The following is a 16,756-nucleotide window of genomic DNA, read 5'->3' on the forward strand; positions in this document are numbered from 1 at the left end:
TGTTATGTTATACGGTTACTTTGTCCACTCTGGACTGCACGGCTTTGGAGCATTTCTTGCATACTTTCAGACTCGTACCATCTGTTTTCGTTTGCGAATACAACAATTTAATCCGGGTGCTGCTGCACACCGGGCATGTTCCTCTTCCTCGGGATGGTAGATTCCACAGGACGCGTCCTCTTTTTGTTTTTGCCAACGTTTGTGAACCTCTTTTCGATATGGTTTGTGTGTTCACCGTTATTATAGGGGGCATGGTACGACATAGAATGTCGCAGCAGTATGGAACAGGCCAAACATAAAAAAATGTCCCCTCTTCAACTTGAAGAAAGGACATTATTTAGGAATCATGTATTTCGGACTGAGCTGCCGCTTGTAACAAAGGCTGTAACAGACCAGGAAAACGCACTTCCAGATCCTCAGATCTTAGCGTCAGGAAATGCTGTGTACCTTGTACTCTCACCCGAATGACTCCGGCTTCCCGCAGGGTCCGAATATGGTGTGACATCGTGGATTTCACAACAGGTGCACGAAAATGACTGCATGGCTGCTCACCATTTCTGGCCGCTTCCGTTACAATCCCAAGACGGATGGGATCACTTAAAGCGTACAAAACGGAAGAAAGTTCAATATCCTCCACTTGGGGATGGTGTAAAATTTTCATCGTTGAAGTCTCCTTTTTTTCAGACTATCCATTGTATTTTAGCATAGTTCCATGATATATTTCTAATGTTCGATACCAATCGAACTTACAAACCTATTTCGTTTATGTATCCCCTGCTGTCAGGCATGGGATTCACTCTATACCACATTTTGCAAATGTTACACACCATTTCTGAAATATTGCGAAATGCACATCAATCTAGGAGGTTTTTATGAACAACACCGCAACTGCATCATCTGGGGAACGGACAGCAGGAATACAGGAAGGGTTAATCGTAAGTCTGCTTGGTTTCACGGTTGTCCTTGTCGTTATGAATACGATGATGTTCAATCTGGCCCTGCCCAAAATTGCAGCTGAATTTATGCTCTCATCTGTCTCTTCTTCCTGGATTGTCACCGGCTATTCCATCGTTTTTGCTATTTCCTCGATCACGTTCTCACGTCTATCGGATTTTGTTCCGATTCGCACCCTGTTTACGACCGGTCTTACACTGCTTGGTGCAGCATCCGTTCTTGGTTTCTTCAGTAACCATTTTATCCTTCTGCTCATTGCACGTCTGATTCAGGCCGCGGGTGCAGCTTCTGTACCAGGGCTGGCTATCGTTCTTATTACTCGTTACATTCCAAGTGACCGCCGGGGTAAATCCATGGCTGTTGTCATGTCGGCCAGCTCACTGGGTCTTGGACTTGGACCTGTGATCGGCGGTAGTATTACACAGTTTCTCGGATGGCATGATCTGTTTATCGTTACCGGACTAACCTTGTTTCTGATCCCTGTATTTTTCAAACTGCTTCCAAGTGAGATGCCGCAAAAGGGTTCATTCGACTTGCTAGGCGCGCTGTTACTGGCGATCGGAACAACCGGCGTCCTGCTATTCCTGACTTCACGTGAATGGGTAACCCTCGTTGTTGGTGCGGCTGCACTCGTCCTGTTCTGGTTACGAATTCGCCGTGCGGCTGATCCCTTTGTACAACCAGCTCTGTTCAAAAACAAAAAATATATGATGCTCAGCTCACTGGGGATTGTATCGTATATTAACAATTTCTCGACGCTGTTCCTGCTGCCGCAAGTTCTGGCACATCTGTATGGCCTGACTCCGGCCCAGTCCGGGCTCGTCATCTTCCCGGGTGCAATTGTATCCATGCTGTTATCCAATCGAATTGGCCGCATGATTGACCGGCACGGCAATACACAACTGCTCAAGTTCGCACCATGGTTACTGCTCGCTGCTGCTGGATTGTTTGCTCTTTTTGCAGACGACAGCATCTATGCCATTATGGCTGTATACATTCTACTTAGCGTAGGCTTCTCTGCACTAACAACGAGTGTATCCAATGAGTTGTCGGGCAATCTGACGATGGATCAGGTTGGTGCTGGCATGGGACTATTCCAGCTTAGCCAGTTCTTCAGCGGAGCATTTAGTGTTGCCGTAACTGGTGTCGCATTGACAGCCATGCAGCAATTGCCATTAGCCTCGGCGTACACTAATATTTTCTGGGGTATGACTGTGGTTGCTCTGGCATCCATTGTTTTTTCCCAGGTGTATCTGAGAATGCAGGCACGGAAGGAAACTGTCGCTTCACATTAAGCAGGTTATACAGGTTCTTACTTATAATAAATTCTATAAGAAAGCCAGGATTGGACCGATAGGGTCTGATCTCTGGCTTTTTTGTTTGTTATTAGACTATAAGATATGAATACGTATTACTTTATCTCTGTTATTCTTATATTATAAACAGATCGTATAGATTTTTTTGAAAATGATAAAATCAAGGGGATGTCTTTCGCACATGAAGCTTCAACAGTTTAATTCACTATTTCGTATCCCTACATACCGGCTGTTCCTCGTTTGTATGTTGTTGCAAGGTATGGCTATTTCAATCAGCGCGCCCTTTCTTGCGGTCTACTTTACAACCCGCCTCGAAGTATCCATTGCAACATTCGGATTATTCACTGCTGTAACACTTATGGCGGGTGTGCTGTTCAGTTCCTGGATCGCCAGACGATCGGATCAACCCGGGGCTCGCAAAAAAATTCTGGTGTCTGCCATGATTTGCAACGCTCTTGCTTTTGCAGGGTATCTGTGGATTCACGATTTCACTTTATTATTTATTTATATGACGATAATGACTGCACTCGGATCTCCCGCCATGCCACAATTGTTCGCAGCTGCAAGAGAAGCGGTTAATTCCGCAACAGATGTCGATCATGCTGTGGCCAATTCAACCCTGCGCTCCGCATTTTCATTGGGGTTTATTACGGGACCTTTAATCGGAACTTTACTGATTGCGTATATTGGGTACATCGGCATTTTCAGTTCAACGTGTTTTATTTTTCTGATCAATGCGGTATTATTTTTCTTTCTGTTAAAAAAAGCTCCCGAGCCTTCTTCCATTCGTGCATCCTCGGGTAGCATACACATGAAATTACATCAGGATGCAAGAATCTATATGCCTTTTCTCATTACCACACTTCTGTATATGGCACATTGGATGAATAACCTGAATGCTTCTCTGTTCATTATTCACCATCTGGGCGGGGGAACCCGGGAAGTTGGCTGGATCTCCAGTTTATGCGCGGGGCTTGAAATTCCGATTATGCTAGGTTTGGGTCTGCTCGCCTCAAAATACCCCAACCGCTCACTCATGTTATGGGGTTCCCTTATGGGTGCCGCTTATTATGTAATAGTTTTGTTCTCTACGGAACTGTGGCACTTGCTGGCCGGACAACTATTGCTCGCATTCTTTGTTGCCGTTATCTCTGCTATCGGAATCAGTTACATGCAGGATCTGCTTCCGTCCATGCCCGGCTATGCGTCAACTCTCTATTCCAATGCCTCCACGTTGGGAAGATTATTTGGTAGTCTGGTCGGGGGATGGACAGCCGGAGTGTGGGGGTATCGGAATTCCTATTGGGTATGTCTAATCCTTGTTCTGATTTCATTAGGTATGCTTGTTGTCACACAACAATTATCAAAAGAAAAACGTCAGACCCTTTCACTCTAAGCAAATCCGCATGCAAGACTGAGTGAACGTAAAAGCTTGAACAAAACAAACCCCCAAGAGGACGCAGCTATAGCGCTCTTGGGGGTTTGTTTATCATCGTTTCAATATTCTTTTATGTGAATACAAACACTATTCAAATAGATCCAGACGAAGACGCTTCAGGCTAGTATGCTGGATGAGCCATTGACCATCGATTTTGACAAACGTTTCATGGTAATGTCCAAATCCATGAAAGGATTTATTGTCTTTGCCTTCAGGGAACGTCACCCAATCTTCCATTGGAGAGATGACTTTGGCTTCATTCTCGGATACAAATTCAACTTCAGCGCTATGTACATGATGCACAGTTACGGCAACATCCACCAAATCCCGGAATACTTGAACGATGGTGTCCCGACCTGTCAATACCGGGATTGGATTGCCTTCTGTACTGAAATCAGCTACGGCATCCGGAGCGAACACTTCACCTAATGTATCCCACTGCTTCGTATCAATATAACGGCAATAGCGCGCTTTGGTGTTCCGAATGTTTTCCAGTGCAAGCAGTTGTTCCAGTTCTGTAATGGTTGATTGGCTCATGTGTTGTCCCTCCAGAAATCTAAGATGTAAGCAAATATGTATTAATAATTTTCTTCCTTATTGTACCATTCCACTTATATTAGGTACAATGGCATATTATACGTTTGTATATTAACTATCTTCCCTATCGTTGAAGCACTCGGATCAATCCTCATCCATGCACAGCAAAAAAAACCCTCCAACTCCCTTAAACGGGGAGAGAAGGATTTTTTTATAATTCGCGCTTCAACGGGCGCAGCGATAGGATCAACTGGACCTCCGATTCAGGTTATACGGAATGTGCAGCTTTCATTTGAGCAGCCAGCTCAGACATTTTTTTATTGTGCAAATAACTCTCCATCTCTTCTTCCGCACGGACCATCACCTGCTGAATCAGGCAGCCTTCATTATGATCCTGCGAGCATTCGAACAGGGAAGCCTGTCCCTCAATGGCATGGATAATCTCCAGAAATGAAGGATCCGGATTCTTCCGGCTAAGCCGATAACCACCATTGGCACCCGAAGTCGATTCGATCATGCCGGCTTTGACCAGCTTGGTCAATATTTTAGACAAATAGGTTGGAGATACTTTTTGCATCTCAGCTAATTGATGTACACTGACCAGTTGCTCCGGTTCGGTCGCAACCAGAAAAAGCATGGTGTGGAGGGCATAGTTTGTAGCTTTCGAATATTTCATGAGGGCACCTCATTATATACGGATTTAATTTATCTATAATAGACTTGATTGAACGCTCTGTCAAACGTTGAAGATTCCCGCAGAATCAAACAAACGGACATCATTACATTTAACTGTGGTAAAGCCCCCGATAATCCGTCGGAGTCATGCCTTCATGGGCTAAAAACTGGCGGTTAAAATAACTGGCATTGGGATACCCCGCCTCCTCTGCGATCTGTCCAATGTTGGCCGTCGGGCGTTCCAGAAGCCATTGCTTTGCCATCTGCAACCGTGAACGAGTTATAAATTCCATCGGGGTCATCTCCACAGCACTTTTAAACATTTTGCAAAAGTAATATGAACTTACACCCGCCATATCCGCCCAATCCTGCAACAAAAACGGTTGGCATGCCTCCTGCTGCATCTGTGGAAGCAGTCCAAGGATACGACTCTCAGCCTTGCTTGTGCGTGTGCTTTTCAATGGAACCGCATGCTGCACGAACTCAGCCAGCACAGCGTAGGTCAGGGTAGATAGTTGGGCAGGACGCAGCATCCGGTTCTGCTCGGCTTCATTTAGTAGGGCCATATGCGCTTCTTCCCATGGCGCCTGCTGACGCAGCGTCCACAACAGATTGCGGTGCAACCCCCGCTCAATCATATAATCATGCAGGCGTTCACCGTAAAAATGAACCCAACGCACATCCCATGGATCATCTTCGCTGCTGTAGTAATGCTGCCGCTGCAGTGGGAAGTACAGTACAGCCTGACCCGCACGTAGCTCATGCACTACTCCCTCCACTTCCACGTACCCCTTGCCCGCAGCAACGTAGTGAATATTGAAGTTGTTAAGTGCGCCAGCCTCACGTAATACGGTGTGCTCAGGGTGGTCAACATAAAGTCCAACAGATTCTGGATAACAAAAATATGGAATATCCTGCAAGGTTAGCAGTACAGTCTGTCTCATCATGGCCCATTCTCTTTTCTAAACAATATTGTGTTAACTCATTTCAATATATTATCATTTTCATTCATCCATCTATTACTTATAATCACAATATACATTCATTCATAGGAGGAAACAACAAATGAATTCAGATCGAAAACTGCGCTGGGGAATTCTTGGTAGCGCTAGCATTGCCGTAGGATCCGTTATTCCAGGTTTGCAGCAATCCGAGTTGAATGAAGTGACTGCCATTGCTAGTCGAGATGAAGAAAAAGCAAAACAAACTGCTGACAAACTCGGCATTGCTCAAGCTTATGGCAGCTATGAAGCTTTGCTTGCTGACGATTCCATTGATGCGGTCTACATTCCGCTTCCGAACCATCTGCACCGGGAGTGGACACTCCGCGCCGCAGAAGCTGGTAAACATATTTTGTGTGAGAAACCGTTGGCACTGACGGAGCAGGAAGCTCAGGAAATGGTGCAAGCCTGCGAAGACGCTGGTGTGCATCTCGCTGAAGCTCTCATGTACCGACACCATCCACGATATGATCAGATTAAGGATATTATCGCCAGCGGAGAAATTGGTGAGATCCGCGGCATTCATAGTACATTTTCGTTCAACAGTTCAGGCTCAACAGGTAATGTTCGCTTTCGGCGTGATTGGGGCGGCGGTGCGCTGTATGATATCGGCTGTTATTCCATCAGTGCTGCACGCTTGCTGCTTGGCCAAGAGCCTTCGGCGGCAACCGTCATTGGCATGTTCTCCCCTGAGCATGGTCATGTGGATATGATGGCTTCCGGCTTGCTTGAGTTCGACAATCATATTGGCGTCACCTTTGACAGCAGCATGTGGGCAGCCTTCCGCAACACACTGGAGGTACTTGGATCGGATGGCATCATTGAGGTTCCTTCTGCCTTTATCAGCAATCGGGATCGCAGCTCCAACTTCTTCGTAACTGTTGACGGTGAGCGTAAGGAGATTGAAGTCCCACAGGTGAATCACTACTCCCTCCAGGGCGACGATATGGCACGGGCTGTGCTTCAAGGTAAGGCTCTGCGTTTCGATCCATCCGATGCTATAGCCAATATGAAAGTACTCGAAGCTTGTCTTCGTTCAGCAGAAGAACGTACACGTATTACACTATAAGAAGAGAGGATGAACTGAATTATGGAATACATTGAAATTGCTGGTGCAGGAAAACCTATCTCCCGATTGATTAAAGGAACTGATTATTTTTACCATGATTCCTATGAGAAAGCAGCTACGAACATGGATGCATTCCTGGCGATTGGCGGTAATACCGTTGACTCCGCACATATTTATTGTGGCGGGCAGAGTGAAGAAGTGCTCGGACGTTATATGCAGGAACGTGGTAACCGTAACGAGATTGTTATTTTGACCAAGGGTGCGCATCATGACCAGAACGGCCCACGTGTTAATGCTGATGCTATCCGTAGTGACCTTCTTACCAGTCTGGAGCGGCTGCAAACGGAACATGTGGAGCTCTATGCTCTGCATCGGGATGATCCAAACATCCCTGTTGGCGCGATTCTCGAAGCGTTGAATGAACATATTGAATCCGGCAAAATCGGCGCGATCGGCGCCTCCAACTGGACTTGGCAGCGGCTAGAAGAAGCTAATGCATATGCAGCTGCCAATGGTCTGAAAGGTTTCACTTTCAGCAGTCCGAATCTCAGTCTTGCCAAAGCGAACGAACCGTTCTGGGCAGGCTGTGTATCGGCAGACGAAGAAACACTGGCATGGCATGAACGCACTAAGCTTCCATTGCTCTCCTGGTCATCCCAAGCCCGTGGATTCTTTACTGGACGTTTCACACCTGAAGTTCGGGACAATGAAGATCTGGTTCGTGTGTTTTACAGTGACGGCAACTGGGAACGGTTGCACCGTGCTGAACAGCTGGCCGAGTCGAAAAAGACTTCCCCCATCCAGATTGCTCTCGCTTATGTATTGAATCAGCCGTTTCCAACCTGTGCGTTGATAGGTGCCCAGAATCAGGCAGAATTGCTCTCCTGTGACGAAGGATCACGTATCACCCTATCTCCTGAAGAAGTCGCATGGCTGGATCTCGGCAGTGATGTGAAGCCTAGCATCTAATACGGACATATACGTTTTGAATCAAGCTTAAAGATTAAGGGACTGACTCTTCCGCGATGTAGCGGAGTGGTCAGTCCTTTTTGGAATGCCAGTTAACCGTTCAAACATAATAACATGCTGCAAAACAACAAATCGTCGCTCGTTGTGCCCCGCATATCGCCAAACACCGGGTTCCGCTGTCCTCTGTTACGTATAGCTGATTGTCATGAAAAAAGTAATAAAAAGAGACTACCCGCCAGAAATATTTCTCTGGAGGTAAGCCCCTTTTTAATATGAGATAGTCACACTAATTAAATTAATGATAATGATATCGTTACGATTACAGCTTCACGATCTGACCCGTTTTCTCAGATTCGAACGCTGCCAGAATCACTTGCAGGGAACGCAGACCTTCTTCGCCGGAAATGCTTGGAGGTGTTTGCGTTACAATTGATTCTACAAAAGCATCAATAACGCCGCTTGGTACTTGTTTCTCGTTGGTAGCCATTGCGCCAACTTTGTATGTCTCAACCGTACCGTTAGTCAGCTCAACGATAACCTCGTCGCCTTCTACCGTTCCGATCTTCATCACACCGTTTTCACACCACAGAACCGTACTGTTATCTCCTGCTCTGTATTGTGTCCAGCTCGCTACCAGTGTACCAATTGCACCGCTCTTCATGCGAAGCAGGCAAGTTGCGTTATCGTCCACTTTGGTATTTTCCTTATGCAGTGTGCTGATGAAACCAGCCACTTCGGACACTTCATCATCCAGCAAATAACGGATAAAGTCCGACTTGTGCACACCAAGGTCACCCATGGCTCCCATAATTGCTTCTTCTTTGCGAAAGAACCAGCTTTCTGCACCGTCTACGCTCCAGCCTTCCGGACCCGGATGACCAAAGGAAGTACGGAAATTCAGGACTTTACCCAGTTTGCCGGAATCCAAAATTTCTTTGGCTTTCACGTGTGGAGGCATCAAGCGCTGGTTGTGTCCAACCATCAGATACACACCGTTTTTCTTGGCAGCTTCAATCATTTGCTCGCCTTCTTCGGTTGTAACCGCCATCGGTTTTTCCACTAGTACATGTTTGCCGGCATTCGCAGCAGCAATGGCCATCGATGCATGCAGGTAGTTCGGCGTACAAACGCTGACTGCATCCACTTCTTCGCTTGCAAGCAATTCTTCGTAGCTGGAGTAAGCTTTACCGCCGTAAGTTTCGGCCATCTTCTCCGCACGCTCCACGATCGGATCGGCAAAAGCGACAAGTTCTACGTTCTCATTGGCAGCGTATTCTGGAATATGTCTGCGCTCGGCAATGGCTCCACAGCCGAATACAGCAACTTTAATTTTACTCATGTACAAATGTCTCCTTTGACAAATAAATTAGAATTGGTTCAAGTAATTCTGCTTCAGCCAGTTATGGCTGTTGGCTACGCTTTCAAGCGGTGGATTCTGGCAAACGTCCTGTTCCACGATCAGCCATTCTACACCTGCACTTGTAGCCGCTTCAATAACAGCTGGCAGATCAACGGAACCTTGTCCCAGTTCCAGTGTCTTCATCTGGCCCTGTTCGTCTTTGCTGAAGTCTTTCAAATGAAGCAACGGCAGACGACCTGCGTATTTGTTGATGTACTCAATCGGATTTTGTCCGGCAAATTGTACCCAACATACGTCCATTTCCACTTGAACCGCTTCAGGCGTCGTTTGAACAAACATTGCATCAAAGGCATTTTCGTCGCCAACCTGACCGTGGAATTCGAAATCATGGTTATGATAACCGAAGATCAGACCCTGTTTAGTCGCTTCTGCACCATATTGTTGCAATTCGTTGAACAGTTTGGTCCAGCCTTCTGCATTCTCTGGACGATCTTCAGGCATCAGGTAAGGGCAGATCATATATTGAGCCCCAATAGTTTTGAGGTAGTCGATTTGTTGTTGCAGATTTTCACGCATAGCATGCAATGAAACGTGGCTGCTGAAACCTTTCAGTCCAAGCTCATCCAATAGCGCTTTCATTTCTTCGGCAGGAATGTCACCATATCCGGCGAATTCGACACCTTCATAACCAAGCTCTGCTACCTTGCGCAAAGTTCCACGGAAATCTGCTGCAGTTTCATCACGGAGTGTAAACAATTGCAAACCAATATTAAGTTTTTTCATAATAGATGCACCTCTGCTCTCAAATTTGCTTTCATTGCTCTATCTGGTATCATCCTAACGCAAAACAGGCTAGAATGAACATATACAATATCGTCAGAACATGAACTATCTGATCAAATTTTTAAATTTGGAGGATTACATCTTTTGGAAACCTCAGTACTGATCTGTGACTATTCCTATCACTATAAGGCGTTTAACCATAATATGAAGGGCGAATTGCAGACTTATCTGTTCCGTCTGCAAACCGAAGGCTCTTGCAAGGTATATGTGCAGGATGAAGAATTTAAGATGATTGGCGGCGATTTACTACTGCTTAAACCCGGAGACGACTATCACCTCGTGGTAGAAGAACCTCATAAGGAGGGCAGGTTATCCAGCGGAGACTATTATTTGTTCTGTGAAGGGGAATGGATTGATAGCTGGTGGAAGCGTCACCATCGATCTACTGTGAGCCACATTGGGCTGGATGATAAATTGGTCAGCCTCTGGCGCAATATGCTCCTGGAGAAACGCCGTGGTCCGCTGGAGGAAAATATAGAACTGAGTGATGCACTGCTGCGCGGTTTGTGTCTGTATATCGATCGAGCCATCAAGGAGAATATCCAGACGGATCGTTCTGTTTCCTCGACACTGAAGCTAAAACGATTCATTGAAGAGCATGCCACCGTCACATTCAAACTCGAAGAAGCCGCCCGCTACGCAGGACTAAGCCTGTCTCGTGCAGTGCGATTGTTCAAGGAGCACTATGGCCAAACGATGATCCAGTATGCGATTGAGATTCGGCTGAACGCTGCCTTGGAGCGTATGAAGTACAGTGATATGACCTTGGAGCATATTGCCGAAACATGCGGCTTTGCAAGCTATTCCTATTTTCACAGGGTGTTCCGATCCCATTTTGGAATGTCCCCGGCCGAATATCTCAAATCCCAGGCTCATCAATCCATCGATTTGGAGCATTTATAAATATAGTTGTGGCTCGATCCTCTTTTTTCTTCATGATGAGAGCAGCTGATTTTCAATCGGCTGCTTTCTTTCAAAAAAACCTCTTGTAGTTCCCATGACTTCACGAAAACAAACCTGTATAGTTAAAATATAGTATTCTTACAGATTCATACATAGGTTAGTCTTATACTCTACCACTCTACTATTTGGAGAGATTTCAATGGAAACCAAACGTAAAATCCTAATTATTGAAGACGAACATGATATTTCGCGCATTTTGCGAGATTATTTAACCAAAAATCAGTATGAAGCGGCAGTGGCCAGCAATGGACAAGACGGGTTGCAGATGATGGACATGTTGCAGCCGGATTATATTATTCTGGATATCATGCTTCCAGATATCGACGGGATCGATGTATGTCGGGAAATTCGGCGGAGAAACAACATTCCCATTCTCATATTGAGTGCACGAGGCAGCGATACAGACAAGGTTCTTGGCCTTGGGTTTGGGGCGGATGACTATATGACCAAACCCTTCTCCCTGAGTGAATTACTCGCACGAATTAATGCCCACTTTAGACGATATGACAGTTTAGCTTTAGCGAGCGAGCAGGACAGAACAGATCTGCTACGTCTGGCTAACCTGGAAATTGACAAGAAAGCCTATAAAGTTACCCTAGAAGGTAACGAGGTTTCTCTTTCCGCCAAGGAATTCGAGCTGCTGCACTATCTGGCGAGCAATAAAAACCAGGTCTTCTCCAAGTCTCAATTGCTGGATGCAATCTGGGGATATGCTGCATATGGGGATGAAAATACGGTTACCGTGTATATTCGCAGACTGAGAGAAAAAATTGAGGCGGACCCTTCCCATCCTGTTGTTCTGAAGACCGTCTGGGGCGTCGGATACAAATTCAATCATGAATAGGCAAAGTTTGGAGGAGGCCACATGTCACTGAACACATGGTCCGCACGATGGCTCAAAACAACATTCATCCTCCTGTTGATTCTGGTCGGAAGCAGTCTGGTTTTATTTCTTAATCTGCTAGAAAACCGAAATTCGACTGAGTCTACAGTGTCGATCCAGCAAGTTCGTCTCCGGGTTAACCCCATCCTGCTCAACTTGGAGCAGAACATTGATCTCCTGCAGGAAACAAGAGTACGAGAACATCTTCTTTCCATCGTCAAGGAAAATGGGGTTGAGCTTTCCTATGTTGGATTGGATGGGACTATATTGCTATCCTCTTCTCCCACCTCCGAAGGAAAACAAGCCAATCTGCGATCAGCCCTGCATTATGATCTGAATCATACCGTACAGGCCACGAATGGAAACGATTCGCTTAACATCGCTTTCCCTATTATGGCTGGTCCCGAAGGAAGCCAGATTGGCAATGCCCTCTTCACGATTCCTAAGGCAATAGTTATGGTGAATGAAACGGTGATATTCCCTTTCTTTATTTTGGGTACACTTTTGATTACTTCCCTGATTCTTGGCATTTATCTGGTGTTGATGAAGAGAAAATTTAAGACACATCTGCTCTCCCCCATTCATCAGTTGAAGCAACATGCCGAATCCATTCTCAAAGGGAAATATAGTGAACCGATACAGTATAACCGCATGGATGAGATGAGCGAACTATACGCCATGTTTGATCTGATGCGTACAGAAATTATGCATTTAAGCGAACTTCGTATCCGGCAGGAAACTGCGCAAAAAGAACTCATTACAAATATTTCTCACGATATCAAAACACCGATTACAACAGTAAGAGCCTACATAGAAGCTATTCTGGAAGGAATATGCTCCGATAAAGAAACTCTGATGGAGTATATGAAAGTCATGCAGACCAATACGGACAAAACAGCCCGTCTTGTCGAGGACCTGCTTGTTCATGCATTGCAGGAGCTGGGGCAGATTTCTGTGGAGCCTTATGAAGTATATAGCAGCCCCGCCTTTGAGCGTATGTTACAACCGATTGGACATGTTGTTCTAACCAGTGGAATGATCTATGAAGCACCCAAAAACATTCCTAATGTATTAATCCAAATGGACACTGTTCGAATTGAACAAGTCATTTCCAATCTAGTCTCGAACGCTCTTAAACATACTTCTCCGGGAGACGCCATTCGTATAAATGTAGAGCTGGAATCCGACCAACTCAACGTTACAATCGCTGATTCAGGTCAGGGAATACGTGCACAGGACATGCCTTTTGTTTTTGAACGTTATTTTAAAGGCCAGACTTCCTGGTCAAACCGAAACGCTCACGAAGGGACAGGCCTAGGTTTGTCTATCTGCAAAAGCATTATTGAGGCGCACGGAGGACATATCTCCTTTTCAAGCAAAGAAGGACAGGGGACAACCTTTCAGTTTAATCTCCCAATCTGCTAAGTGAATAAGAGACCCTGTCTGGTCATATGGTGCCTGTAATACTTTATTCATAATTTGATAAGGCTTCATCAATATCCCTCCTTTAGAATGAACCCTATATTACAATCGGGAGTGATCATACGTGGCGAAAAAAACCATCATTCGTGCACAGAATCTGTGCAAGACGTACAATACGGGCAGTGAACAATATCATGCCATTCGCAACGTCGATCTTGATATTTATGAAGGGGACTTCACAGTCATCATGGGTAATTCCGGTTCAGGCAAATCAACATTACTCTATCTGATGAGCGGGCTTGACCATGTGACCGCCGGCGAAGTCTATTTTCGGGATCAACGTATTGACGCCTACAGTGAACGGAAAATGTCCGACTTCCGTATCCGCAGGATCGGATATATCTATCAGAGCATCAATCTGGTCCCTGACCTTTCCATCAAAGAAAATATCGCATTGCCGGGGTATATTGCCGGAACTAAGAAAAACGAAGTACAAACAAGAACCTCTCAACTAATGAATGCCATGGATATTGACGGTCAGCGTAATCGACTTCCTTCTCAGACTTCGGGAGGTCAGCAGCAAAGGGCTGCCATTGCACGTGCTCTAATCAATTCTCCGGATATCCTCTTTGCCGATGAACCTACTGGAAGCTTGAATTATGAACATGGCAATGCCGTGTTGGATATCTTGACCGATATCAACCGAAAAGGACAATCTGTTGTCATGGTTACACATGATATCAAGGCAGCCTGTCGGGCAGATCGGCTTATTTTCATCCGGGATGGTAAGGTTGGCGGCATTATGGAGTTTGAGAAATATGATGAAAATCAGATCCAGGATCGGGAATCGATGGTCTTTGCTTTTGTGTCGGGGAAGGAGTAATCTATGGCTGCCATGTTGAAACTGAGCCTCTCTTACCTGAGCAGAAGTAAAATCCAAAACCTATTTATCGCTCTGCTGATTCTGCTTTCTACACTCCTTGTATCTACGGCGGTCATCATCCTGACCAACACAGGTAATCAATTTAAGGAAATGCATGATCAAGCTAATGGATCTCATCAGATTCTGACGTTTGAGAAAGGGTTGAATGATCCCAACGATGTACATCAATGGTGGGCTGCTCAGGAAGGAATCGAAGTATCTCCATTACTGACCTATCGAACATTATCAGGCATCGCCCTTAAGGGTACGGATATTCCCAACGTTTATCTTTACATGCTTGACACCCCTCCACCCCCATGGGATGTGGATGAACTCATTTTTTCATATGGAACTTCAAGCGCTGTTCCTGAGCAAGGTACGGTCTGGATTCCGACTTCATTGGCCAATGCCTACAGTATCTCGGCAGGAGATACGATAGGCTTCAAGACAGGTTCCAGCACACTTGATCTGAAGGTATCCGGCATTGTGGTCGATGTGCCATATGGAGCCCCCTTCACCAACACAGCACGCGTGTGGATGAATCCCACAGATTATCAAACGGATTTCGATTCAATCGCGGGTAAAGACAATTATATGATGGGTATCCATTTCGACGATTACAGCACCAATCCAAGCTATTGGGAACGTTACGTGAACGAGAAGGGAACTCCTTTCCTGGAAACCAAGATGGAGTTCGAGAGCATCTCCTCTTTCTATCTGATCATCAACCAAATCATTGGATTCATCATGATATTCCTAGGTATTGTTATGCTTGTAATCGCCCTTATTACTATCGGATTCACGATTTCGGATGCTATTCTGGCCAACTATAAAACGATCGGCATTCTCAAGTCACTGGGCCTCACTTCAAACAGAACCATATGTACATATGTTATGCAGTACTCCTTACTATCCGTTGTTGCCATTCTCCCGGGCATCACACTGAGCGTAGTGGTATCGAAATTTATCATTAATATCTCCGTGTCTTCCCTTCAGGTAGGCAATCGTCATATTGAGATTAACGGCATTAGTGAAGCCATGTTAGTAGGTGTGTCCCTGTTTTCACTGGTAATATTATTTGTCATTCTGTATGCAAAAAAAACACGCAGCATCGAGCCTGTTCAAGCCATCCGCTATGGAATGTCAGAGACGGATCATGCTCGCATGACAAACCGGATAAATTCGCCATTAGGTAATTGGGTCGGTTTTGCCCGTTTGCCTGTAACCGTGGTCATCGGAATTCGCAATTTGATCAAGAACACCAAAAGTTCTGTTTTGATGCTGCTGCTGACCACAATGGCTTCCTCCGTACTGGTGCTGGGGTATGTTCTATTGACCAGCATTACTGGAATTTATCAGACTGCCGCTCAATGGGGTTATGACAACGCCCATATCGCAGCTGTCGTTGTTAACAAAAATACTTTTCCCCAGGCTGAGCTGAAGCAAGTGTTAGGAAAGGACTCGAGGATTAGAACTGTAGGGTGGCAAGGAAACATTACCGGAGTAGTTAGTCCAGAATCTACATCAGAAATGCAGGGCCAATCCACCAGCCTATATCTGAGTGTACTCGACGGAAGTTATCAGGAGCTTGGGTTTGAGACGCTAAAAGGAGATAATCCTCGTCAAGCGAATGAAGTTGCCATTGGTGTAAGTGTCGCTAAGACATTAAATAAAGAACTCGGTGACCTCATGGAACTTTACATTGAGGGAAAAAAACGCACTTTCATCATCACCGGGATCTATCAAGCGATCGCCAACATGTCCGTATCAGGTCGGATTACCATCGATGCCATGAGAACGGTGAACCCGTCTTACGGTGATTTCGATGCCATTTTCATCAATTTAATAGATCCAGCGCAAGCCGATGTGGTTGCAGGTGAATTAAATGAGCAATTCAAAGCTTCCGCTTCAGTCGTAACCCAAAAAACACTGCTCGATTCGGTCTATGCAGAAGCCGCTGACATCTTCGTCTATCCTATCAGCTTAATTGGGTTATTGTTTATCCTTGCTACATTCATTATTATTTTCAGTACCTGCCGGATCAGTATCCGCAAAGAAAGCAGAACGTACGGAATCTACAAATCCATCGGCATGACATCTCGTCGCATTCGATCGTCGGTTGCCATGGGAATTACGATTTTGTCCACCATTGGAGCGGTACTGGGTACCTTAGTAGGTGTGTATGTACTACCTATGCTACTTGAGACGGTCCTTTCTGGGTATGGCATCGTATATCTTCCACTTATTTTAAATTGGGGAGGCATTATTTTGTTCGCTTTTCTAAGCATTAGCGCAGCAGCTCTTGGCTCCTGGTTCTCATCAAGAGTTATTCGTGAAGCATCCCCTCGTATGTTGGTTATTGAATAAACGTAGGCAAAAGATTAACATTTCGTGAGGGGGAATT

The 16,756-nt window shown here is 45.5% G+C and carries 16 protein-coding genes; 9 read left to right on the top strand and 7 right to left on the bottom strand.

Annotated features, from left to right (window positions below):
* Positions 1–7: 7 nt before the first annotated feature.
* On the bottom strand, positions 8–196 hold the full coding sequence (locus tag DC345_RS24795) for a hypothetical protein (RefSeq protein WP_072735590.1): 189 nt from the start codon (positions 194–196) through the stop codon (positions 8–10).
* 141 nt (positions 197–337) lie between these two features.
* Positions 338–661: an ArsR/SmtB family transcription factor gene (locus DC345_RS24800; RefSeq protein ID WP_053780179.1), complete on the bottom strand. Its 324-nt coding sequence runs from the start codon at positions 659–661 to the stop codon at positions 338–340.
* A gap of 211 nt (positions 662–872) precedes the next feature.
* Here DC345_RS24800 and DC345_RS24805 point away from each other — a divergent pair, with 211 nt between their 5' ends.
* Together DC345_RS24805 and DC345_RS24810 are read left to right on the top strand one after the other, a co-directional pair.
* Complete coding sequence (locus DC345_RS24805) at positions 873–2,249, top strand: MFS transporter (protein WP_113055462.1); 1,377 nt, start codon at positions 873–875, stop codon at positions 2,247–2,249.
* 202 nt (positions 2,250–2,451) lie between these two features.
* Positions 2,452–3,666, top strand: a complete 1,215-nt coding sequence (locus tag DC345_RS24810; protein ID WP_113055463.1) for a sugar efflux transporter — start codon at positions 2,452–2,454, stop codon at positions 3,664–3,666.
* Positions 3,667–3,795: 129 nt separating this feature from the next.
* Here DC345_RS24810 and DC345_RS24815 read toward each other — a convergent pair whose 3' ends face one another.
* The 3 genes from DC345_RS24815 to DC345_RS24825 all read right to left on the bottom strand — a co-directional run bounded on the left by DC345_RS24815 (position 3,796) and on the right by DC345_RS24825 (position 5,867).
* Positions 3,796–4,245, bottom strand: coding sequence for a nuclear transport factor 2 family protein (locus DC345_RS24815; protein ID WP_113055464.1), 450 nt, complete (start codon positions 4,243–4,245; stop codon positions 3,796–3,798).
* Between the two features lie 268 nt (positions 4,246–4,513).
* On the bottom strand, positions 4,514–4,921 hold the full coding sequence (locus DC345_RS24820) for an Rrf2 family transcriptional regulator (protein ID WP_076291179.1): 408 nt from the start codon (positions 4,919–4,921) through the stop codon (positions 4,514–4,516).
* 109 nt (positions 4,922–5,030) lie between these two features.
* Positions 5,031–5,867 carry an AraC family transcriptional regulator gene (locus DC345_RS24825; RefSeq protein WP_072735596.1) on the bottom strand — a complete coding sequence of 279 codons (837 nt, stop codon included), beginning with the start codon at positions 5,865–5,867 and terminating at the stop codon, positions 5,031–5,033.
* Positions 5,868–5,985: 118 nt separating this feature from the next.
* On the opposite strand from DC345_RS24825, the gene DC345_RS24830 reads away from it, so the two are divergent.
* Both DC345_RS24830 and DC345_RS24835 read left to right on the top strand, forming a co-directional pair.
* Positions 5,986–6,990: a Gfo/Idh/MocA family protein gene (locus DC345_RS24830; protein ID WP_113055465.1), complete on the top strand. Its 1,005-nt coding sequence runs from the start codon at positions 5,986–5,988 to the stop codon at positions 6,988–6,990.
* Positions 6,991–7,011: 21 nt separating this feature from the next.
* Entirely contained in the window at positions 7,012–7,959 is a 948-nt protein-coding gene (locus tag DC345_RS24835) for an aldo/keto reductase (protein WP_113055466.1), read from the top strand.
* Between the two features lie 319 nt (positions 7,960–8,278).
* Here DC345_RS24835 and DC345_RS24840 read toward each other — a convergent pair whose 3' ends face one another.
* Together DC345_RS24840 and DC345_RS24845 are read right to left on the bottom strand one after the other, a co-directional pair.
* Positions 8,279–9,298 (bottom strand): Gfo/Idh/MocA family protein, encoded by a 1,020-nt coding sequence (locus DC345_RS24840; protein ID WP_113055467.1) that lies wholly within the window; start codon positions 9,296–9,298, stop codon positions 8,279–8,281.
* Positions 9,299–9,325: 27 nt separating this feature from the next.
* The gene (locus tag DC345_RS24845; RefSeq protein WP_113055468.1) at positions 9,326–10,102 is read right to left on the bottom strand and encodes a sugar phosphate isomerase/epimerase family protein; all 777 of its coding nucleotides are present in this window, start codon (positions 10,100–10,102) and stop codon (positions 9,326–9,328) included.
* A gap of 144 nt (positions 10,103–10,246) precedes the next feature.
* Between DC345_RS24845 and DC345_RS24850 the strand changes: the two genes are divergently transcribed.
* The 5 genes from DC345_RS24850 (at position 10,247) to DC345_RS24870 (ending at position 16,719) form a co-directional block, all read left to right on the top strand.
* A complete protein-coding gene (locus DC345_RS24850; RefSeq protein ID WP_113055469.1) occupies positions 10,247–11,065 on the top strand; it encodes a helix-turn-helix domain-containing protein in 819 nt (272 codons plus the stop codon).
* A gap of 199 nt (positions 11,066–11,264) precedes the next feature.
* A complete protein-coding gene (locus DC345_RS24855) occupies positions 11,265–11,969 on the top strand; it encodes a response regulator transcription factor (protein WP_113055470.1) in 705 nt (234 codons plus the stop codon).
* Between the two features lie 21 nt (positions 11,970–11,990).
* A complete protein-coding gene (locus DC345_RS24860) occupies positions 11,991–13,433 on the top strand; it encodes a sensor histidine kinase (protein ID WP_113055471.1) in 1,443 nt (480 codons plus the stop codon).
* Positions 13,434–13,554: 121 nt separating this feature from the next.
* Positions 13,555–14,313 carry an ABC transporter ATP-binding protein gene (locus tag DC345_RS24865; RefSeq protein ID WP_113055472.1) on the top strand — a complete coding sequence of 253 codons (759 nt, stop codon included), beginning with the start codon at positions 13,555–13,557 and terminating at the stop codon, positions 14,311–14,313.
* A 3-nt stretch (positions 14,314–14,316) separates the two neighbouring features.
* Positions 14,317–16,719 carry an ABC transporter permease gene (locus DC345_RS24870; RefSeq protein WP_113055473.1) on the top strand — a complete coding sequence of 801 codons (2,403 nt, stop codon included), beginning with the start codon at positions 14,317–14,319 and terminating at the stop codon, positions 16,717–16,719.
* Positions 16,720–16,756 lie beyond the last annotated feature (37 nt).

Origin of the sequence: Paenibacillus taichungensis, from assembly GCF_003287275.1 — a bacterium.
GTDB classification, from domain to species: domain Bacteria; phylum Bacillota; class Bacilli; order Paenibacillales; family Paenibacillaceae; genus Paenibacillus; species Paenibacillus taichungensis_A.

Coding starts and splice junctions, on each gene's coding strand:
- DC345_RS24800 (WP_053780179.1), bottom strand. CDS start 661: ATGAAAATTTTACACCATCCCCAAGTGGAGGATATTGAACTTTCTTCC.
- DC345_RS24805 (WP_113055462.1), top strand. CDS start 873: ATGAACAACACCGCAACTGCATCATCTGGGGAACGGACAGCAGGAATA.
- DC345_RS24810 (WP_113055463.1), top strand. CDS start 2,452: ATGAAGCTTCAACAGTTTAATTCACTATTTCGTATCCCTACATACCGG.
- DC345_RS24815 (WP_113055464.1), bottom strand. CDS start 4,245: ATGAGCCAATCAACCATTACAGAACTGGAACAACTGCTTGCACTGGAA.
- DC345_RS24820 (WP_076291179.1), bottom strand. CDS start 4,921: ATGAAATATTCGAAAGCTACAAACTATGCCCTCCACACCATGCTTTTT.
- DC345_RS24825 (WP_072735596.1), bottom strand. CDS start 5,867: ATGATGAGACAGACTGTACTGCTAACCTTGCAGGATATTCCATATTTT.
- DC345_RS24830 (WP_113055465.1), top strand. CDS start 5,986: ATGAATTCAGATCGAAAACTGCGCTGGGGAATTCTTGGTAGCGCTAGC.
- DC345_RS24835 (WP_113055466.1), top strand. CDS start 7,012: ATGGAATACATTGAAATTGCTGGTGCAGGAAAACCTATCTCCCGATTG.
- DC345_RS24840 (WP_113055467.1), bottom strand. CDS start 9,298: ATGAGTAAAATTAAAGTTGCTGTATTCGGCTGTGGAGCCATTGCCGAG.
- DC345_RS24845 (WP_113055468.1), bottom strand. CDS start 10,102: ATGAAAAAACTTAATATTGGTTTGCAATTGTTTACACTCCGTGATGAA.
- DC345_RS24855 (WP_113055470.1), top strand. CDS start 11,265: ATGGAAACCAAACGTAAAATCCTAATTATTGAAGACGAACATGATATT.
- DC345_RS24860 (WP_113055471.1), top strand. CDS start 11,991: ATGTCACTGAACACATGGTCCGCACGATGGCTCAAAACAACATTCATC.
- DC345_RS24870 (WP_113055473.1), top strand. CDS start 14,317: ATGGCTGCCATGTTGAAACTGAGCCTCTCTTACCTGAGCAGAAGTAAA.